Source organism: Zobellia sp. 1_MG-2023, assembly GCF_030549125.1.
In the GTDB taxonomy this organism is placed as follows: Bacteria; Bacteroidota; Bacteroidia; order Flavobacteriales; family Flavobacteriaceae; genus Zobellia; species Zobellia russellii.
In genome coordinates, this window is the sequence record NZ_JAUOSY010000001.1 from 594321 (window position 1) to 612274 (window position 17954).

The 17954-nt window shown below is 38.3% G+C and carries 12 protein-coding genes; 9 read left to right on the forward strand and 3 right to left on the reverse strand.

Annotated features, from left to right (window positions below; translation table 11 throughout):
- Positions 1-2 precede the first annotated feature (2 nt).
- Genes Q4597_RS02410 through Q4597_RS02420 form a run of 3 tightly spaced genes read left to right on the forward strand, consistent with a single transcriptional unit; the run spans position 3 to position 3998 of the window.
- Positions 3-1955, forward strand: coding sequence for a protein-disulfide reductase DsbD (locus Q4597_RS02410; protein ID WP_303404605.1), 1953 nt, complete (start codon positions 3-5; stop codon positions 1953-1955).
- 8 nt (positions 1956-1963) lie between these two features.
- Positions 1964-2476: an acetolactate synthase small subunit gene (locus tag Q4597_RS02415; protein WP_303404606.1), complete on the forward strand. Its 513-nt coding sequence runs from the start codon at positions 1964-1966 to the stop codon at positions 2474-2476.
- A 22-nt stretch (positions 2477-2498) separates the two neighbouring features.
- Complete coding sequence (locus tag Q4597_RS02420) at positions 2499-3998, forward strand: aminotransferase class V-fold PLP-dependent enzyme (protein ID WP_303404607.1); 1500 nt, start codon at positions 2499-2501, stop codon at positions 3996-3998.
- A 157-nt stretch (positions 3999-4155) separates the two neighbouring features.
- On the opposite strand, the gene Q4597_RS02425 is transcribed toward Q4597_RS02420, so the two are convergent.
- On the reverse strand, positions 4156-5358 hold the full coding sequence (locus Q4597_RS02425) for a GAF domain-containing sensor histidine kinase (RefSeq protein ID WP_303404608.1): 1203 nt from the start codon (positions 5356-5358) through the stop codon (positions 4156-4158).
- Positions 5359-5609: 251 nt separating this feature from the next.
- On the reverse strand, positions 5610-6956 hold the full coding sequence (locus Q4597_RS02430; protein ID WP_303404609.1) for an exopolysaccharide biosynthesis polyprenyl glycosylphosphotransferase: 1347 nt from the start codon (positions 6954-6956) through the stop codon (positions 5610-5612).
- A 510-nt stretch (positions 6957-7466) separates the two neighbouring features.
- Here Q4597_RS02430 and Q4597_RS02435 point away from each other — a divergent pair.
- Genes Q4597_RS02435 through Q4597_RS02445 form a run of 3 tightly spaced genes read left to right on the forward strand, consistent with a single transcriptional unit; the run spans position 7467 to position 10592 of the window.
- Positions 7467-8756, forward strand: a complete 1290-nt coding sequence (locus tag Q4597_RS02435) for a DUF5690 family protein (protein WP_368506670.1) — start codon at positions 7467-7469, stop codon at positions 8754-8756.
- Between the two features lie 2 nt (positions 8757-8758).
- The gene (locus Q4597_RS02440) at positions 8759-9922 is read left to right on the forward strand and encodes a TIGR03364 family FAD-dependent oxidoreductase (protein ID WP_303404610.1); all 1164 of its coding nucleotides are present in this window, start codon (positions 8759-8761) and stop codon (positions 9920-9922) included.
- Positions 9915-10592, forward strand: a complete 678-nt coding sequence (locus Q4597_RS02445; RefSeq protein ID WP_303404611.1) for a phosphonatase-like hydrolase — start codon at positions 9915-9917, stop codon at positions 10590-10592. The genes Q4597_RS02440 and Q4597_RS02445 overlap by 8 nt, the downstream gene beginning before the upstream one ends.
- Before the next feature lie 85 nt (positions 10593-10677).
- Here the strand turns inward: Q4597_RS02445 and Q4597_RS02450 are convergent, their stop codons facing one another.
- Positions 10678-11244: a helix-turn-helix domain-containing protein gene (locus tag Q4597_RS02450; protein WP_303404612.1), complete on the reverse strand. Its 567-nt coding sequence runs from the start codon at positions 11242-11244 to the stop codon at positions 10678-10680.
- A 272-nt stretch (positions 11245-11516) separates the two neighbouring features.
- On the opposite strand from Q4597_RS02450, the gene Q4597_RS02455 reads away from it, so the two are divergent.
- The 3 genes from Q4597_RS02455 to Q4597_RS02465 all read left to right on the forward strand — a co-directional run bounded on the left by Q4597_RS02455 (position 11517) and on the right by Q4597_RS02465 (position 17936).
- Positions 11517-14735, forward strand: a complete 3219-nt coding sequence (locus Q4597_RS02455; protein WP_303404613.1) for a SusC/RagA family TonB-linked outer membrane protein — start codon at positions 11517-11519, stop codon at positions 14733-14735.
- A gap of 31 nt (positions 14736-14766) precedes the next feature.
- The gene (locus Q4597_RS02460; RefSeq protein WP_303404614.1) at positions 14767-16212 is read left to right on the forward strand and encodes a SusD/RagB family nutrient-binding outer membrane lipoprotein; all 1446 of its coding nucleotides are present in this window, start codon (positions 14767-14769) and stop codon (positions 16210-16212) included.
- Between the two features lie 77 nt (positions 16213-16289).
- A complete protein-coding gene (locus Q4597_RS02465) occupies positions 16290-17936 on the forward strand; it encodes an alkaline phosphatase family protein (protein WP_303404615.1) in 1647 nt (548 codons plus the stop codon).
- Positions 17937-17954 lie beyond the last annotated feature (18 nt).

Below are 17954 nucleotides of genomic sequence, written 5' to 3' on the forward strand. Positions count from 1 at the left end.
AAATGAAGAAACTAATCTTTATAATCGTATTATTAGCCTTTTCAATAGGTAATTCCCAAGTTTTAGATCCCGTAACATGGACAACAAGTGTTGAAAAATTATCCGATACTGAATATGTCTTGGTTTCAAAAGCATCCATTGAAAAAGGCTGGCATTTATACTCGCAAACAGTTCCAGAAGATGGTCCAATACCTACCACATTTATTTATGATGATAGCGAAGGGACTTTTAAAATCGCAGGAAACACTTCAGAGGAAGCGGGCCATACAGTAGATGACCCCGTTTTTAAAATGAAGATTAAATTCTTTGAAAACACTGCAACCTTTAAACAAAAAGTAAAAGTAGAAAATGGTTTAACAGCTATTAAGGGTTTTGTGGAATTTATGGTGTGTGATGACACCCGTTGTTTGCCACCAACAGAAGTCGATTTGGTTTTTAATATTTCAGAAGATAAAGCAGACTCAAATACCATTGGTGCCTCGGTTGATTCTGCAGCTAAGCCAAAAAGTAACAATTCCAACAAAGGACTTTGGTCTATTTTTTTCATAGCGTTTTTATCTGGATTTGCTGCATTGTTAACACCATGTGTATTCCCAATGATTCCTATGACGGTCAGTTTCTTTACCAAACAAAGTAAAAACAAGGCTGCAGGTATAAAAAATGCCGTTATATACGGTATTTGTATCATAGTAATTTACGTGCTTTTAGGTACAGCGGTAACTGGTGTTTTTGGCGCCGATGCTTTAAATGCACTGGCAACTAATGTTTGGTTTAATATCATATTCTTTTTGCTATTGGTCATTTTTGCGGTGTCGTTTTTAGGTGCTTTTGAAATTATGCTTCCAAACTCTTGGGCAAATCGAGTTGATTCACAAGCAAACCGAGGTGGACTTATTGGAATCTTTTTTATGGCACTGGCCTTAGCTATTGTGTCGTTCTCTTGTACAGGACCTATTGTTGGTACTTTACTAGTTGAGGCGGCTTCTAAAGGTGGATTGGCACCTATTATTGGTATGTTAGGTTTTTCATTGGCCATTGCATTACCATTCGGGCTATTTGCAGCATTTCCAGGTTGGCTAAATTCTCTCCCTAAATCTGGCGGTTGGTTAAATACGGTGAAAGTGGTACTTGGTTTTCTGGAGTTGGCCTTGGCATTCAAATTTTTGTCACAAGCCGATTTGGTTTTACAAGCGCATTTGTTGGAACGTGAAGTGTTTTTGGCTATTTGGATAGCCATATTCGGTGCCTTGGCGTTTTATCTTTTCGGAAAAATACAGCTTCCGCACGATTCGCCATTGACACATATTTCAGTTGGACGATTAAGTTTAGGACTTGTAGTATTATCATTCACTATTTATATGATCCCAGGTCTTTGGGGTGCGCCGCTAAATTTAATAAGTGCCTTCCCACCACCATTAGAATATAGCGAGTCGCCTTATGGCGTAGGGTATTCCAAACTTGGCACTTCCCTCAATATAGACTCGCATAAAGGACTTCCGGAAGGGGCACATTTACTAGCACCTCACGATATTTTAGCCTTTAACGATTATGATAAAGGATTGGCCTATGCAAAAGAAGTAGGCAAACCCGTAATGATAGATTTTACAGGTTGGGCATGTGTAAATTGTAGAAAAATGGAACAAAACGTGTGGCCAAAGCCAAAGATTTTGAGCATCCTTAAAAATGAAGTGGTGTTAATATCATTGTATGTAGATGATAAACGTCCTTTAGAGGGTCATGAAGTAACAGATTCAAAGCTTAAACCAGGAAAAAAGTTAAAGTATATTGGTCAAAAGTGGAGTGAACTACAAACACTTAAATATAAAGCAAATTCACAACCTTTTTATGTGTTAATGGGGCATGATGAACAAAACCTTTTAGCACCGGTTGCGTATACGCCTGATGCAGATGAATATTACGCCTGGTTAAAAGAAGGTGTTTCAAAATTTAAATAGTCATTAAAATGAATATTGATTCATATTTAACAATTAATGATAGCACAGAAAACATACTAATTGTTTACGTAAAAAATGGCTTTGGAGTATTAGAAAATATATTAAAGACATTTTCTGAAAAGTTTATACATATTGAAAGTGTAAATAGTATAACTATAGAAAAACAAAAAGCATTAAAGATTGTCTTGATTGTAAAATCAAAAAATAGCCAATTAGCGAGTGTTATAGAGTTAATTAGAAACAAAGAATATACAATTGAAGTTGAGAATTATATTGATTCTGAAGTTATATATAATGAACTGGCCTATTATAAAATTTCTTATGATTACTTTTTAAACAATCCTATAACTTCTTTAATAATTAACCGACATCGTGTGGAAATTGCTGAAATAAATAGGGAGTTTATTTTTTTAGAACAAAAAGGGTCGCGAAAAGAAATTGTGAATTTCTTAAAAGAAATAAAACCACATGGGTTAATTAATTTTAATTCTTCTGGAAAAATAATAATTAATAAATATTGAATTATTTAGGAACTAGAGATATATGATGATTAATAAATTGGTTGACGAAGATCAACTATCAAATCTTGAATCTTATTTTTCAACTTTCAGGCAACATATTGTTGGAATTGATACCGAATTTGAATCGCCTTATGGAAAGAAAAAAATCATTTATGCTGATTGGACGGCAAGTGGAAGGCTCTATAGGCCTATTGAGCGTAAAGTTTTAAATGAGATAGGGCCATATGTTGCCAACACCCATACCGAAACCTCAATTACAGGAAGCGTGATGACGCATGCTTACCATAATGCCAGAAATATTATCAAAAAGCACGTAAATGCTTCAAAAGATGATGTTTTAATTACGGTTGGCACAGGAATGACGGGTGCCATTAACAAATTTCAGCGTATTCTTGGAATTAAACTAAACGAAAACTTAAAAGACCACACCATTGTTCCTGAAGAAAAACGTCCTATCATTTTTGTGTCGCATATGGAACATCATTCCAACCAAACCTCTTGGTTGGAAACCATTGCAAAAGTAAAAGTAATTCCTTCAAATGCAGAAGGGTTGCCATGTCTTGAAAGTTTGGAAAAGATGATTGAGGGCCACAAAGAGTGCCCAATAAAAATTGCGGCTATTACCGGTTGTTCCAATGTAACAGGCATTCAAACACCTTACTATGATATTGCCAAAATAATGCATCAAAACAATGGTTTGTGTTTTGTTGATTTTGCATGTTCAGCGCCCTATGTTAATATTGACATGCATCCAGAAAATGACGATGAATATCTAGATGCCATTACCTTTTCACCACACAAGTTTTTAGGAGGCCCTGGTACTTCGGGAGTATTGATATTCAATAAAAAATTATATAAGAATCTAGTCCCTGATAATCCTGGAGGTGGTACCGTTAGTTATACAAACCCTTGGGGAGACCATGATTATATTGATGATATAGAAACCCGGGAAGATGGTGGTACTCCAGGTTTTCTTCAAGCCATTAGAATTGCTCTTTCTATTCAGCTAAAAGAGGAAATGGGCGTGCAGAATATTATGGATAGAGAGCACGAATTAAATGCTATTATTTTTGAAAGATTAACAAAAATCAAAAACCTAAGATTATTGGCACCCAACCATACCGAGCGTTTGGGAATATTTTCTTTCTATATAGACGATGCTCATTACAACCTAATAGTAAAATTATTGAATGATAGGTTTGGGGTTCAAACCCGAGGAGGTTGTTCTTGTGCGGGCACTTATGGGCATTATCTTTTAAATGTAGATGAACCTACTTCAAAATCGATAGAAAAGAAAATTCTTGAGGGCTGTTTGGTTGAGCGTCCTGGATGGATACGAATGTCAATACACCCAACAATAACTAATGCCGAAATTGAATTTATTTGTAAAGCTATTGAAGAGGTAGCTGATAACCATCTAGATTGGGGAAATGATTACGTCTATAATGCTTCAAAAAATGAATATATTCACAATATGGGCTTAAACACAGAGAGCGAGATTGCAAAAAATTGGTTTAATTAAATAAATTGGTGATTACCAATTAAATGTGATACATTTTGATTCTAACTGAATTGCTTTTAGTAATTCGGGCAGGCAAAAGGTCACTGGTTCGACTCCGGTATTCTCCACCAAGTATGATAAGGTTTCAAGAGTTTTTACTTTTGAAACCTTTTTTTATTTACTTCAAAAGAGTAAATTGAAAATAAGTTCCCGAACAATTTTCAGGTCTATTGCTTAATAGTATAGTACCTCCCAATTTCTCAATAATAGCTTTAATAGTAGCCAAACCTATTCCCGTATCCGTAGGGTTTTCTTTCCGCAAGGTTTCAAACATGACAAAGACTTTTTTCCAATATTTCTCTGGAATACCGGGGCCGTTATCCTCATAATTAAATGAATAACTGTTTTCATCCTCCGCAAAAGATATTTTGATTTCTGTTAACTCTTGGCGGGAAAATTTTATGGAGTTTAAAATCAATTCTGAAAAAATCTGATTGAAGCTTTTTAAGGAGTGAACAATGGTACAGTCACAACCTATGGGAGTCAGACTAATATGAGATGTCTTGCCCAACTCCTGTGAAATATGGTTAAGCTCAGTTGCAATATGAAACTCATTATATTCAACCTCACTGTTCATTATATTGGTATAGTTCATAATACCATTAATTAACGCTTCCATATAACTAACTCTATCCTCAATGGTATCTAGCCATTCCGGAACTTCCGTATCCTTTAACAGATGTAGATAATCCATTTTAATAAAACTTACCAAAGACCCAATACCTTGCAACGGGGTTTTCATATCATGTGCCAAGCGATATGTAAAGTGCTTAAGCTGATTGTTCTTAACCGAAAGTTCTTCATTTATAATTTGCTGAAGGCTGTTTTGACGCCTAAGCTCTAACTGAGCCATAACCTGATTGGCCAATGACCTTAGACAAGCCTGCTGTTTAGGGGTAAAGTTGGTTCTTGGCAAAGTGTCTATAACACATAAAGTACCTATTGAAAACCCGTCTTTTGTGTTCAACGGTGCACCTGCATAAAATTGCACTTGTGGCCCTCCCGTTACCAACGGATTATCAGCAAAACGTTCATCCTTGCTTGAGTCTTTTACAATGAACAATTCCTCAGGAGTATTTATGGCGTGCGCGCAGAAAGCTAGGTCACGAGGGGTTTCCGTAGCGTCTATACCATAGTGGGATTTAAACCACTGCCTATCTGAATCTACCAAAGACACAAGTGCCATTGGAGTATTGCATATTTCTGCCGCTATACGGGTAATGGCATCATATTCTTCTTCCTCCAAGGTATTTAGAATCTCGAAACTTTCAAGTGCTTTAATTCGGTCCTCTTCGTTTAGAGGTTTCTTTGGTTTTAACATAAAGTCCTACGTATTACGAAATGTAAGATAAGGGGTTTAATTTGTAGGGGATAACTTACCTCATAGTTAAACTGAACGTAATTTTGAACCCTGTTATTGTTGCAACCAATAGAATTATAACTGCATTACTAAGGGTTGATGATATTGGTAAGGGTAGAATGTTATATAAAGGCATAAAAAAACAAGCATCTTTTAAAAGTGACGCTTGTTTCTAGAATGATATTTTTCACTTTTTACAGACTGAAAATTGGCTAGTATGCCTTCTCTTCACCTCTTACGGCATTTACTACAGTTGAATAAATGATACTCAGGTCTAACCCCAAAGACCAGCTTTCCGTATAAAAGATATCAAATCGGATTCGGTTTATGATATCCGTCTTTTTAATAATTTCTCCGCGGCATCCTTTAATTTGTGCCAAGCCCGTTATACCCGGTTTTACAAAATGCCTTACCAAATACTTATCAATTGAGGTTTCGTACATTTCCGTATGGGATTCCATATGTGGTCTTGGCCCCACTACGCTCATATCTCCAAGAAAAACATTTATGAACTGTGGCAACTCATCAATACTGGTCTTACGCAATATCTTACCTATACGGGTAACCCTCATATCATTTTTAGTGGCCATTAAAGTATCAGATTCCGCATTTTGGGTCATTGACCTAAATTTATAACACCAGAATGCTTTTCTATTTACCCCATGCCTTTTTTGTTTAAAAAACAATGGCCCTTTTGACTCTAACTTCATAAGAACAAATAGGATAGGTGTAAGCCATGACAATACGGCAAGTATTACAAAAGAAGAGAACAAGAGATCAAAAGTTCTTTTAATAATAGGTGCATATTCCAATTCCAACGGAGATTTACGCATAGCCAGAACTGGTATATTATCATATAGTTCAATAGACATGGAACGCGTAAAAATTTCCTTGTTGTCCGGTATGATCTTTAGCTTTTTCAAGTTATTATCGGCAAAGGTAATCAGGTATTCCAGCTCCTTTTTAGAAAGGTTTGAGGTAACGCAATAGATATAATCCACATCATTTTCCAGGACATACTTAAAACAGTCGTTCATTTTTCCCAAATATGTGGGACTCACAGAAGGGCGGTCATCAAAAAAACCTTTGTACCTATAACCTAATTCCGGTTGATCAAAAACCTTCCTGATTTTCTTAAGGTTTTTATCCCTACCTACCACAACTACGTTTCTAAAGTTTCCTCCGTACAATCTATATTTTGTCCTAACCCAATAGAACAAAGACCTATAAATGGTTATAAACAAACAAATGACCAAATAGACCGAAGCACGATACTCAAAAGCATATATTCCATTAGATTTGAAGCCGTAAAGCGCAAAATAGGCGAGCCCAAAAATACCGAGCAATCTAAAATATTTACCCAGATTGGTTTCAAACCTCTCACGTCTTTCTGTAGGGTAATAATTAAGGCTAAACGCCGCTATGAGCCAAGCCAAATTATAATAGAGCACATTGGTTCCTTCTAAATATGTAAGGGGGGTCATGAAGTAAAGTACCCCATTAACTATACACAAATGCATAAGAACTGAAAACGGAATGATTAACAACGATTTTTTCATAAGCCTAGTTTTTCAAATTGAAAAAATGGGGGTAGAAATAAAACCAAAGAACGGGTGTAAGGCCGCTTTAGATTTACCACGTATTATAATCCGTAACAGAAGTAGGTGTATTTATCTACAATAAAGTAAATGCATCTTTTCTTGAGCTAAAAGAAAATAACCGAATTGTTTTCACCAATAAACAGATTATGATAATAATAATTCAAAATAAACCGCCAAAAACAAATAATAAACAAATAATGTAATTCGTAATTTAAAAAGAAATAGTAAAGAGGTGCCGAAATCAAGAATATGAAAATTAACATTTTATTAAGAAAATGCCTTGAAGAACTATATCTACTACAATTAAAAAGCATAGAGCTATGTAGCTCTAACTTTTAACTATAGATTACGCCCCTTCCTTCACAATTAAATAATTACTGCATAAGCTTTTCTTAACGCTCAAAAATTTACAAATAGTGAATAAACATTGAATTTTGTGTTTTAATATTTACTATTTGTAAACTTTTTGTGACTCTCAAAATACATCATAAAGACATTAGGTTTTTGGCCTACGGTACATTTGCATCTTTTGGCACCTATTTCTGTATGTATGCCTTTCGGAAACCGTTTACAGTAGCCACCTATGAGCATCTCTCCTTTATGGGAATCGATTATAAAATTATCCTAATAATCACCCAAGTACTAGGGTATATGCTTTCCAAATTCATTGGTATTAAGCTTATTTCCGAACTCAAGGCCAAGAATAGGCTGCGGTATCTTCTGGTCATGATTTCCTTAGCGGAGTTAAGCCTGATTCTTTTTGGACTTGTTCCTCCTCCATACAATATCATCTTCATGTTTTTCAACGGCCTCTCGCTGGGAATGATCTGGGGAATAGTATTTTCATATTTAGAAGGAAGAAAATTTACCGAAATATTAGGAGTAACCCTCTGTTCCAGTTTCATTGTTTCAAGTGGTGCCGTAAAATCATCGGGGCTACTCTTAATGCAGGCCACAGGTGTTTCCGAAATTTGGATGCCGGCCTTAACGGGAGCTGTATTTCTTATTCCTTTTCTAGGATTTTCGGTTTTACTGGATCGCATTCCCAAACCTACGGAAGAGGACAAAATACTAAGAAAAGAGCGCAAACCTATGAACCGGGCAGACCGTAAAAAAGTGCTGTCCAATTTCTTCTTCCCGATTATAGTGCTTGTTTTTTTCTATATAAGCCTTACGGCGATACGTGACTTTCGGGATAATTTTTCGCGTGAAATATGGGATGCGGTGGGTTTTAAAGGCAATGCTTCTATCTACACCCTCACGGAACTGCCTGTAGCAATTATAGTTCTGCTTTCAATTGGTCTTTTTGCGTTCGTCAAGAATAACTATCGCGCCTTTATGACCTATCACTATCTCCTAATTTTTGGCGCCCTGTTAATTGGCTTAAGCACCTTTCTTTTTCAAAACCAATTCATAGGCCCTGTACTCTGGATGATTTTGATCGGCCTGGGATTGTATATCTGCTACGTACCGTTTAATTGCATTTTTTTTGATAGGATGATAGCCACCTTTAAGATCGAAGGCAATGCCGGTTACCTCATCTATATTGCCGATGCCTTTGGGTATCTGGGAAGCATGGCCGTTTTGCTCTATAAAAATTTTGGCCAACGCTCCGTTTCATGGTTACAGTTCTTTAGCTATGGAACCTACGCCATTGCCTTTATTGGCCTTATTGCAGCTACTTGCTCTATACTCTATTTCAAGAAAAAATACAGACGCGAACAACAGACTTTAAATAATGAACTACAGATTGTATGACCATGGAGAATAAATATGACCTAATTGTAGTTGGAGGAGGTGTTCTAGGCACTTTTCATGCCTATCACGCCGTGAACAAGGGACTAAAAGTAGCCTTGTTGGAAAAAGATGCGAAACCCCAAGGTGCCACGGTTCGGAATTTTGGACAAGTAGTACCTTCTGGCATGGACTCTAAATGGCAACTTTATGGGCGGGAAAGCTTGAATATATACAAACACATCCAATCTAAATTTGATATATCCGTTAGGCAAGAGGGAAGCATTTATATAGCCTCTAATGAAGAAGAAACGCAACTTTTACTAGAGCTGAACGCCATAAATCTGGCCAATTCCTATACATCCAAATTATTGACCAAAGAAGAATGCTTAGAGATGTACCCCGGCTTGAGGGCAGATTATGTTAAGATGGGACTTTTCTTTCCTGAAGAGGTAATGGTAGAACCGCGTTTAATGATCGGTAAATTACAAGCCTACCTAGAAGAAGTGGGCATGGATGTTTTCATGAACAAAACCGTGGTAGAATGTAATGCCCTTACCAATTGGGTACAGGTACACACTACGGATAACACAAGCTTGTCCGCCGCCAAGGTCATCATTTGTAACGGAAGTGATTTTAAAACGCTGTACCCAAGCTTGTTTGCGGAAAGCGATCTTATCGTATCTAAATTACAGATGATGCAAACCAAGCATCAGCCCAATTATAAATTACCCAGTTCTATACTCACCGGGCTTTCCATACGCCGCTATGAAGCTTTTTCGGAATGTCCTTCATACGCCTCCATTAAAGCCAAAGAAAACAGCGAAGCTTTCGAGAAAAAATGGGGTGTTCACATTCTTTTTAAACAGGCTACGGACGGTTCCGTTATTATAGGTGACTCCCATGAATATGCTCCGGCAGCACGTATGGATCATTTGGGAATGGACTTAAATATGGACATAGATAACTTTATCCTTAAGGAAGCCAAAAAAATATTTGACTTACCCACCTACCAAATTCAGAACCGTTGGTACGGCCTTTATTCCCAATGCAAAGAGGAAGATATCTATCAACATACTATAGACCGTAACATTCATATTGTTACCGGTATAGGTGGCAAAGGCATGACCGGAAGTTCGGGTTTTGCTAAAGAAAACATCAATTCAATTTTTAATTTACAAAATGCATAACATAGAATTAGCAGTATTTGACATGGCCGGAACGGTCGTTAATGAGAACAATGTGGTCTACAAAACGTTGCAAAAGGCCATTAACAAGACCGGTTATGAACTAGACCTGGATTTTGTTCTTGAGCATGGTGCCGGAAAAGAAAAACACCAGGCCATAAAAGATATTTTAAACGCCCTTAACAATCCAAAAGAACAGGCTTCCGAACCTATTTTTGAGGATTTTAAAAAACTATTGGATGATGCTTACCACGAGCTGAACGTAACCTCGTTTGAAGGTGTTGAGCAAATGTTAACTCAAATCAAATCTAAAAAAATAAAGATAGCACTGAACACGGGCTATAACAGGGCCGTTGCCGAATTGCTATTACAAAAAATGAACTGGAAACAAGGCGAGCAATATGACGCACTGGTTACAGCTAACGATGTAGTTGAAGGTCGCCCTCACCCAGCCATGATATATAAGGCCATGCAACTACTGAAAATAACCAATTCCAATAACGTATTGAAAGCCGGAGACTCTATCATAGATATTGAAGAAGGAAAAAATGCCCAGTGTGGCGTTACCGTTGGTGTAACCACCGGTGCCCATACGGAAGATCAATTAAAATCTGCTCAACCTACCTATGTATTAAGTTCCCTTACAGAACTCCCTAATTACCTGGCAGGTTAGTTATTACTAAAACAGTTTTGAACCACAAACAAACAATCCGTTTACCAGTTGGTAGACGGATTGTTTGTTTTTATATATCCAAGTCCTACACAAAAAAATACATAACCAACATCTTGGTTGGTCTGTCACTCCTGTTAACAGGCACATGGGGAATGCGACCATCAAAGAAAATAGAATCGCCTTCTTTTAACAGCACCTCTTCATTATCAATTATATAATAACATTCACCGCTCAACATATATTTATACTCATAGGCGTCCGTTGTAACCTTTTCCCGCTGGGAGTTTGGCAAAACTTCCAACAGTGTAGTTTCAAAACCTAATGAAGAGATTTGCTTTCCAAAAATATAGGTGTAATTAAAGCCAATGGCATTATCCTCTTTTTCAATACTGGTATTGTCTTCCTTTCTTGAGACAATAAATTTGGCCCCATTTATTTTGGCCATACCATTAAAAAAGTCGGTTACCTCAACTTCCAATGAATTAATAATCTTTAAGAGTACGGGTAGCGAAGGTATGGTCCGGCCATTCTCTATTCTTGAAATTAGACCACCAGTAACTTCTGCACGATGTGCAATATCGCTAATGGTCTTATTTCCCTCTTTTCTTATTTCCTTAATTCGTTTTCCTATACCAATAAGGTAGTCTTCCATATCTAAAACTTAATATACAAACTTACTATTAAATACATTTTAAGACGTTTAAACCTACAAAATAGATGTGGTTTTTAGTCAGTATAATTTTAATTAAACCGTCATAATTACAAAATCTATAATTGAGTATTTGTAAATAACGTTAAGATAACATTTTTATAACAACACCTCTCTAAACCTTGCAATAACTTAATATTTAATCACATTTCGCTTAACCTGTTCAACTGATATTTGTTGCATAATAATTAACCAAAGTTTACAAATACGAAAAAATGAAAAGAACAGTTCTTTTAGCCTTATTCACTTTGGTGGTCAGTTTGGCCGCCCGTGCACAGACCACTTTTACGGGAACGGTACTAGATGAAAACCAAGTGCCATTACCCGGTGCTTCTTTAGTTATTAAAGGAAGTGCAACCGGGGTAGCCACAGATTTTGACGGTAATTTTAGCATAGAATTACCAGAAGGAAATGAAATTCTGGTAGTATCCTATTTGGGGTATATACCCTCGGAACTCAACACAACGGGAAAAACAACAGCAACCATCGTTTTGCAACCTAACTCAGAACAATTAGGCGAGGTTGTGGTAACTGCTTTGGGTATTAAAAGAGAAGCTAAGAAATTAGCGTATGCTGTTCAAAAAGTCTCGGGAGAAGACATTTCAAAAGCAAAAGAAACCAACGTTGTAAACTCCTTAGCGGGTAAACTAGCCGGTGTTCAGGTAACCGGAGGTAATTCTGGAGTAGGTTCATCCTCACAAATCATTATTCGTGGGGAAAGTTCGTTAAACCCAAGTCCAAACGCGAATTCACCGCTTTTCGTAGTTGACGGTATTCCTATCAACAACAGTGTAAGTAGCCGGTCTAGCGAAGGTAACATGGAAGTAGACTACGGCAACGGTGCCCAAGACATTAACCCGGACGATATAGAGACCATGAACGTGCTAAAGGGGCCAAGTGCCACCGCCCTTTATGGCTCAAGAGGTGCTAACGGGGTTATATTGATAACTACAAAATCAGGAAAGAACAACAAGGGCATAGGTGTTTCTTACACCAACAACACCACATTTGAGTCTATACTAACATTTCCAGAATATCAATATGAATACGGTCAAGGATCAAACGGTCAGTTCGCTTTTGCCGATGGTGGCCAAAACCGTTCCATAACAGGAGGTGTAAACGATCATGTTGACGAAAGTTGGGGTCCTGCTTTAAACGGCCAATTGATTGCACAGCATGACAGCCCAACAACCAGCGGTTTGCGTGCGGGTGATGTTCATGTACGACCAAGAAATGCAGACGGCACTTTTGCCGATGAAATTATTGCCACTCCGTTTTTATCGAGACCCGGAAACATTAAAAGTTTTTTTGAAACCGGACATACTATTAGTAACAACATTGCGCTAACCGGTGGAAACGATAAAGGAAACTTTAGACTCTCTTTTACCGATTTACAAAGCGAGGGCATCGTACCCAATACGGATTACAATAGACGTTCATACGCACTTAACGGATCGTACCAACTTGCAGATTGGCTTAAAGTCTCCGGTTCTATGAACTATGTAAACAGTAACTCAGGCAACCGACCTGTAAACTCGTACGGTACGGAAAACATTATGTACTTATGGATTTGGTTCGGACAACATGTTGATATGGACTCGTTGCGCGATTACTGGCAACCAGGTTTAGAGGGCGTACAACAGTACAATTACAATTACAACTACCATGACAACCCTTTCTTTAATGTTTACGAAAACACGAACAGTCTTGATAAGGACCGTATTATTACCAATATGCGTGCAGACATTAAACTGGCCAAAGGTCTAGATTTCATGTTCAGAACCGGTTTTGATTATGCCAACGAACTAAATATGCGTAAAAGAGCTTATTCTACGCAGCGGTTCCCAAAGGGCCAGTATAGAGAGGATAATATTTATGCTTTTGAGCAGAACACAGATTTTCTTCTCGGCTACAACACTACGTTCAATGATGACTTTGATTTTGGCCTTTCTTTTGGGGGCAATAGCCGTATTGTTAAAAACAGATACCAAAGAGTAAGTGCCAACTCACTTTCAATTCCCGGCATATACAATTTCGGGAATGCGGCAGAACCTCTAACGTCTAGCGATTATGATGACAAAAAGGAAATTAACAGTCTGTACGCCTTTGCAAATTTTGGTTTCAAAGACTATTTGTTCCTAGATGTTACCGGAAGAAACGATTGGTCTTCTACCCTTCCTTTAGAGAACAGCAGTTATTTTTATCCTTCGGCGGGACTTAGTTTAATTCTATCGGACATGTTCACGCTTCCTAAAACCATAACTTTTGCAAAATTAAGAGCAGGCTGGGCAAGTGTAGGTAACGATACTGACCCGTACAACTTATTATCTACTTACGGCTTTGGAACAACATTCAACGGTTTTTCAAGAGTTAATTCGCCTTCCGAATTAAAACTACCGGACTTAAAACCAGAAAGAACCAATTCTTTTGAGGTTGGTGCGGACTTAAGGTTGCTTAATAACCGTTTAGGGCTGGACGTGGCTTTATACAGATCGGAAACCAAGAACCAAATTATTTCGCTACCAGTTTCCAATACTTCTGGTTATAACCAAACGGTTATCAACGCTGGTAAAGTTAGAAATGAAGGTCTAGAAATTACTTTGAACGCAACACCTGTAAAGTCTGAGAATTTCACTTGGAATACCAATATCAACTTTACCACGAATAGAGGTGAAATCTTAGAGCTCGCAGAAGAACTCCCTTTTTATCGGATAAAGGAAAACTACCTTATTGTAGGTGCCGAGGTAGGTAAGAGAATGGGAGATTTATACGGCACGGGCTTCGTAGAAGTAACGGATCCCAACAGTCCTCATTTTGGAAAATGGATTATCAACCAAGATACCGGTCTACCTTCACGAGACAATGAACTTAGAAACTTGGGTAACTACAACCCTGATTTTATGGTGGGCCTTCAAAATAGTTTCCGTTACAAAAACCTAAACCTGGGCGTTCTTTTTGATTGGAGACAAGGTGGTGTTTACCATTCAAGAACAGTTTCCATTGGCGGTACCACAGGCCTTTTGGATTTTACTACGGAAGGGCGTGAAACGGGTATTGTTGCCGAAGGAGTAATAAATACCGGAACTAAAGAAAACCCAGTATATGAAGAGAACACCATAAATGTTCCTGCATCCGGGTACTACTCTACCGTGTACAACCGAAGCAATGAGGAAACTACAATGTACGATGCCAGTTATGTAAAACTTAGAGAAGTAAAATTCGGTTACAACTTCCCTAAAAAGATGTTCTCCCAAACCCCAATTGCTTCCGCCAGTATTTCTCTTGTTGGACGTAACCTGGCTTTATGGACAGAAAATCCCCATGTAGACCCTGAAACCTTATCATTTTCGGGCGGAAGTGTAGTTCCTGGCGTAGAGGATATGGCCTTGCCAAGCACAAGAAGCTATGGATTTAATATAAACATTGAATTCTAAATAGAATTAATCACTACAATACATATTCAAGATGAAAACATCAAAAATATTTACCATAATCCTTCTATCCGGCTTAAGCTTAACGGGCTGTACCGCAGATTTTGAAGAAACTAATACGAACCCTAATGCTCCGGAAATGGTAAGTGCCAATCTACTTACCGCTACGGCAACTTCAGAAATTGCCCGCACTTTAACATCTGAAGGATATTCGGACGGAAATACTCTTACCCAGCTAATGGCAAAGAACAATTTCCCTGGCTTTGGTCAATTTGAATGGGGAGATCAAGGACTTTGGAATTTTTTCTATGAAATTTTACCAGAAGTAACAGATATTCTAGAAATCTCTAGAGCAGAGGAAACAAAGAACAGCACTTATGAAGGCATTGCCCTAACCTTAAGAGCCCTTTGTTATGCCAATTTAACGGATCTTTATGCTAACGTTCCTTACACGGAAGCTATTACGGGAAAAACAGATGCGGTTTTTACCCCAAAATACGATGATCAAGAAACGGTTTACAATGGCGTTCTTCAAGATTTAGTTGATGCCGATGCTGCTTTAGCCTTAGGTGAAGCCATTACAGGCTCAACCGGAGATGTTATTTTTGATGGTGATGCTTCAAAATGGAGAAAACTAGCAAATTCCCTTCGCTTACGTTACTTGTTGCGTATCTCAAAACAAAGAGACGTATCGGCCCAAATGCAAGCTATTGTTAGTGCGGGTAACTATATCATGACCAATGATGACAATGCTACCTTAACTTTCAGCGGAACTTCAAATACGGATTCTTGGCCGGAAAGTACAGGCCGTATAGGTGGTTTTGACGAGAAAAGCTTGTGTACTACCGGACTTGAATACCTTACCCGTTTTAACGACCCTAGATTGGATATTTGGTTTGACCGTAACAATAATGGAGAATATGTGGGCATCCCTATTGGCTTAAACCAAGATAATGCTAGAGCGTATGACGATGCCAACAGCCCTAGCCGTTTAGATGTTGAATTGTTCTATTTTTCCAGAACTGAGGCTGAGGCCTATATTATAAAAAGCTCCGAGGTGAACTTTATTTTGGCGGAAGCCGCAGAAAGAGGATTTATTTCCGGTGATGCCGAAACTTTTTACAATGAAGGAATTCGCCAAAGCATGAAGTATTGGGGCGTAACGGACGATGCGGTTATTGATGCTTACTTAGCACAGCCATCCGTAGCTTACGACGGGAGCATTGAATTGCTAATGACCCAAAAGACACTAGCACTCTGGAATGTAGATTACCAAGGTTGGTTTGATTATAGGAGAACAGGCCTTCCTGCACTTGAAGCCGGACCGGACAATGAAAACCAAGGTCTTTACCCGGTTAGATTTCTATACCCTTCTTCTGAACAAACGTTGAACAAAATAAACTATAAAGCTGCAGTAGAAGCAATTGGTGGGGATAATATAAACTCTAAGGGATGGTGGGAGACCGGAACAAGGTACTAACCTTCTTATAAACAGCAATGCTTTTGCCCAACGTAACAACCAAGGCAAAAGCATTGTTATAATTAATTTTTCAAATTATGAAACCAATTAAGTTACTTATGCCTATGCTGGCGCTCTGCGGAATATGGTCCAAAAGCGTTAATGGTCAAGAATCACCTACTTTAGACATTGAACACGTAGTGGTGATAGGTTTTGACGGACTAAGCCCGGATGGACTGCAAAATGCAGTTACCCCTACTTTTGACAAATTAATGCAAGAAGGTGCCTATTCCTTGCATGCCAGGGCAGTGCTTCCTACAAGTTCAAGCACCAATTGGGCTTCAATGATTATGGGAGCCGGACCCGAGCAACACGGGATTACATCAAATGCTTGGGAAAAGGATAATTTTACCCTACCTGCAGTAACTCAGAGTGAAGAATTCATATTTCCTACCATCTTTCAATTGACCAATGACCAGATTGCTTCTGCAGAAATAGGTGCCATTTACCACTGGGGCGGTTTTGGAAGATTGTTCGAGAAAAGTGCAGTTGATTATGATGTAAATCCGGAAACGGAAGATGAAACCGCAGTTTTGGCCAGTTCTTACATTAAAACCAAAAGACCTAAACTTACCTTCGTTCATTTTGACCATGTAGACCATGCCGGCCACGAATACGGTCATGGAACGCCAAAGTACTACAAATCCGTAGAAAAAGCCGATCAGCTTTTAAAGCAAGTTTTACATGCAATTGCAGCATCTGGTCTAAAGGACAAAACCCTAATCATTGTTAGTGCCGACCATGGCGGCTTGGGAAAAGGCCATGGCGGAGAATCACTAAAAGAAATTGAAATTCCGTTTATAGTTTGGGGTAAAGGGGTTAAGAAAAACCACAAGATCAACCTTCCTGTTTACCAATATGACAATGCGGCTACCGTTGCTTTTGCTCTGGGTCTAAAAACCCCACATGCCTGGATCGGAAAACCCGTACTCTCGGCTTTTGAAGGTTATGAAATTGAAGATGACTATATGCTTCTTGAGCAGTTGAAGGAGCCTCTAATCTCCCCAAAAGCGGATGGTTATAAAAAAGCAGGTGGACTCTTCGCGGAAACAACTTCCTTGAAAATTGAAAACCCAAATGCAAAAGGAGTAATCCGGTATACGTTAGATGGTTCATTACCAACAAAAACTTCCAACGCTTACAAAAAGGTCATCTCACTAACCCAAAATACGGTGATTAAAAGTGCGATGTTCACTAATGAAAAAATTAGCAGTCCGGTTGCAGAAGCCTATTTTAGAATTCGTCCTAAAGACCTTAAAAAACCAGTAAAATACGAGATTTTCTACGAAGACCAACTTTCTTTTCTTCCGGCCCTAGGTTCAAGAAAACCGAATCTAACCGGAAATATTTTTGAAATTACTTCCGATGAAATAAAGGATAAGATAAAATCCAATACCGTGGTACGGTTCACTACCCAAATAAGGGTAGATCAAGAAAAAAGTTTTAGGTTCTATGTTCGTTCAGACGACGGCAGTCAACTCTTTATTGACAACGAATTGGTAGTGGATAACGACGGCGACCACGGGGTAAGGACCAAAGACGGTTCGATCAATTTAACACGCGGCCTACACACCCTCAAGGTCCTTTGGTTCAATGGTGGAGGCGATGGCTGGCTTGATGTTTTCGTAGAGGAAGAAGACAAGGTCAAACAAATTTTAACCAACCCCTTATTGATCGCCAATTAAATGAAGTTTCTCAATTTT

Bases quoted from the DNA above. Each gene is read 5' to 3' on its own strand.
- Q4597_RS02440 (WP_303404610.1), top strand. From the start codon at position 8,759: ATGGAGAATAAATATGACCTAATTGTAGTTGGAGGAGGTGTTCTAGGC.
- Q4597_RS02430 (WP_303404609.1), bottom strand. From the start codon at position 6,956: ATGAAAAAATCGTTGTTAATCATTCCGTTTTCAGTTCTTATGCATTTG.
- Q4597_RS02415 (WP_303404606.1), top strand. From the start codon at position 1,964: ATGAATATTGATTCATATTTAACAATTAATGATAGCACAGAAAACATA.
- Q4597_RS02465 (WP_303404615.1), top strand. From the start codon at position 16,290: ATGAAACCAATTAAGTTACTTATGCCTATGCTGGCGCTCTGCGGAATA.
- Q4597_RS02450 (WP_303404612.1), bottom strand. From the start codon at position 11,244: ATGGAAGACTACCTTATTGGTATAGGAAAACGAATTAAGGAAATAAGA.
- Q4597_RS02460 (WP_303404614.1), top strand. From the start codon at position 14,767: ATGAAAACATCAAAAATATTTACCATAATCCTTCTATCCGGCTTAAGC.
- Q4597_RS02445 (WP_303404611.1), top strand. From the start codon at position 9,915: ATGCATAACATAGAATTAGCAGTATTTGACATGGCCGGAACGGTCGTT.
- Q4597_RS02420 (WP_303404607.1), top strand. From the start codon at position 2,499: ATGATGATTAATAAATTGGTTGACGAAGATCAACTATCAAATCTTGAA.
- Q4597_RS02455 (WP_303404613.1), top strand. From the start codon at position 11,517: ATGAAAAGAACAGTTCTTTTAGCCTTATTCACTTTGGTGGTCAGTTTG.
- Q4597_RS02410 (WP_303404605.1), top strand. From the start codon at position 3: ATGAAGAAACTAATCTTTATAATCGTATTATTAGCCTTTTCAATAGGT.
- Q4597_RS02425 (WP_303404608.1), bottom strand. From the start codon at position 5,358: ATGTTAAAACCAAAGAAACCTCTAAACGAAGAGGACCGAATTAAAGCA.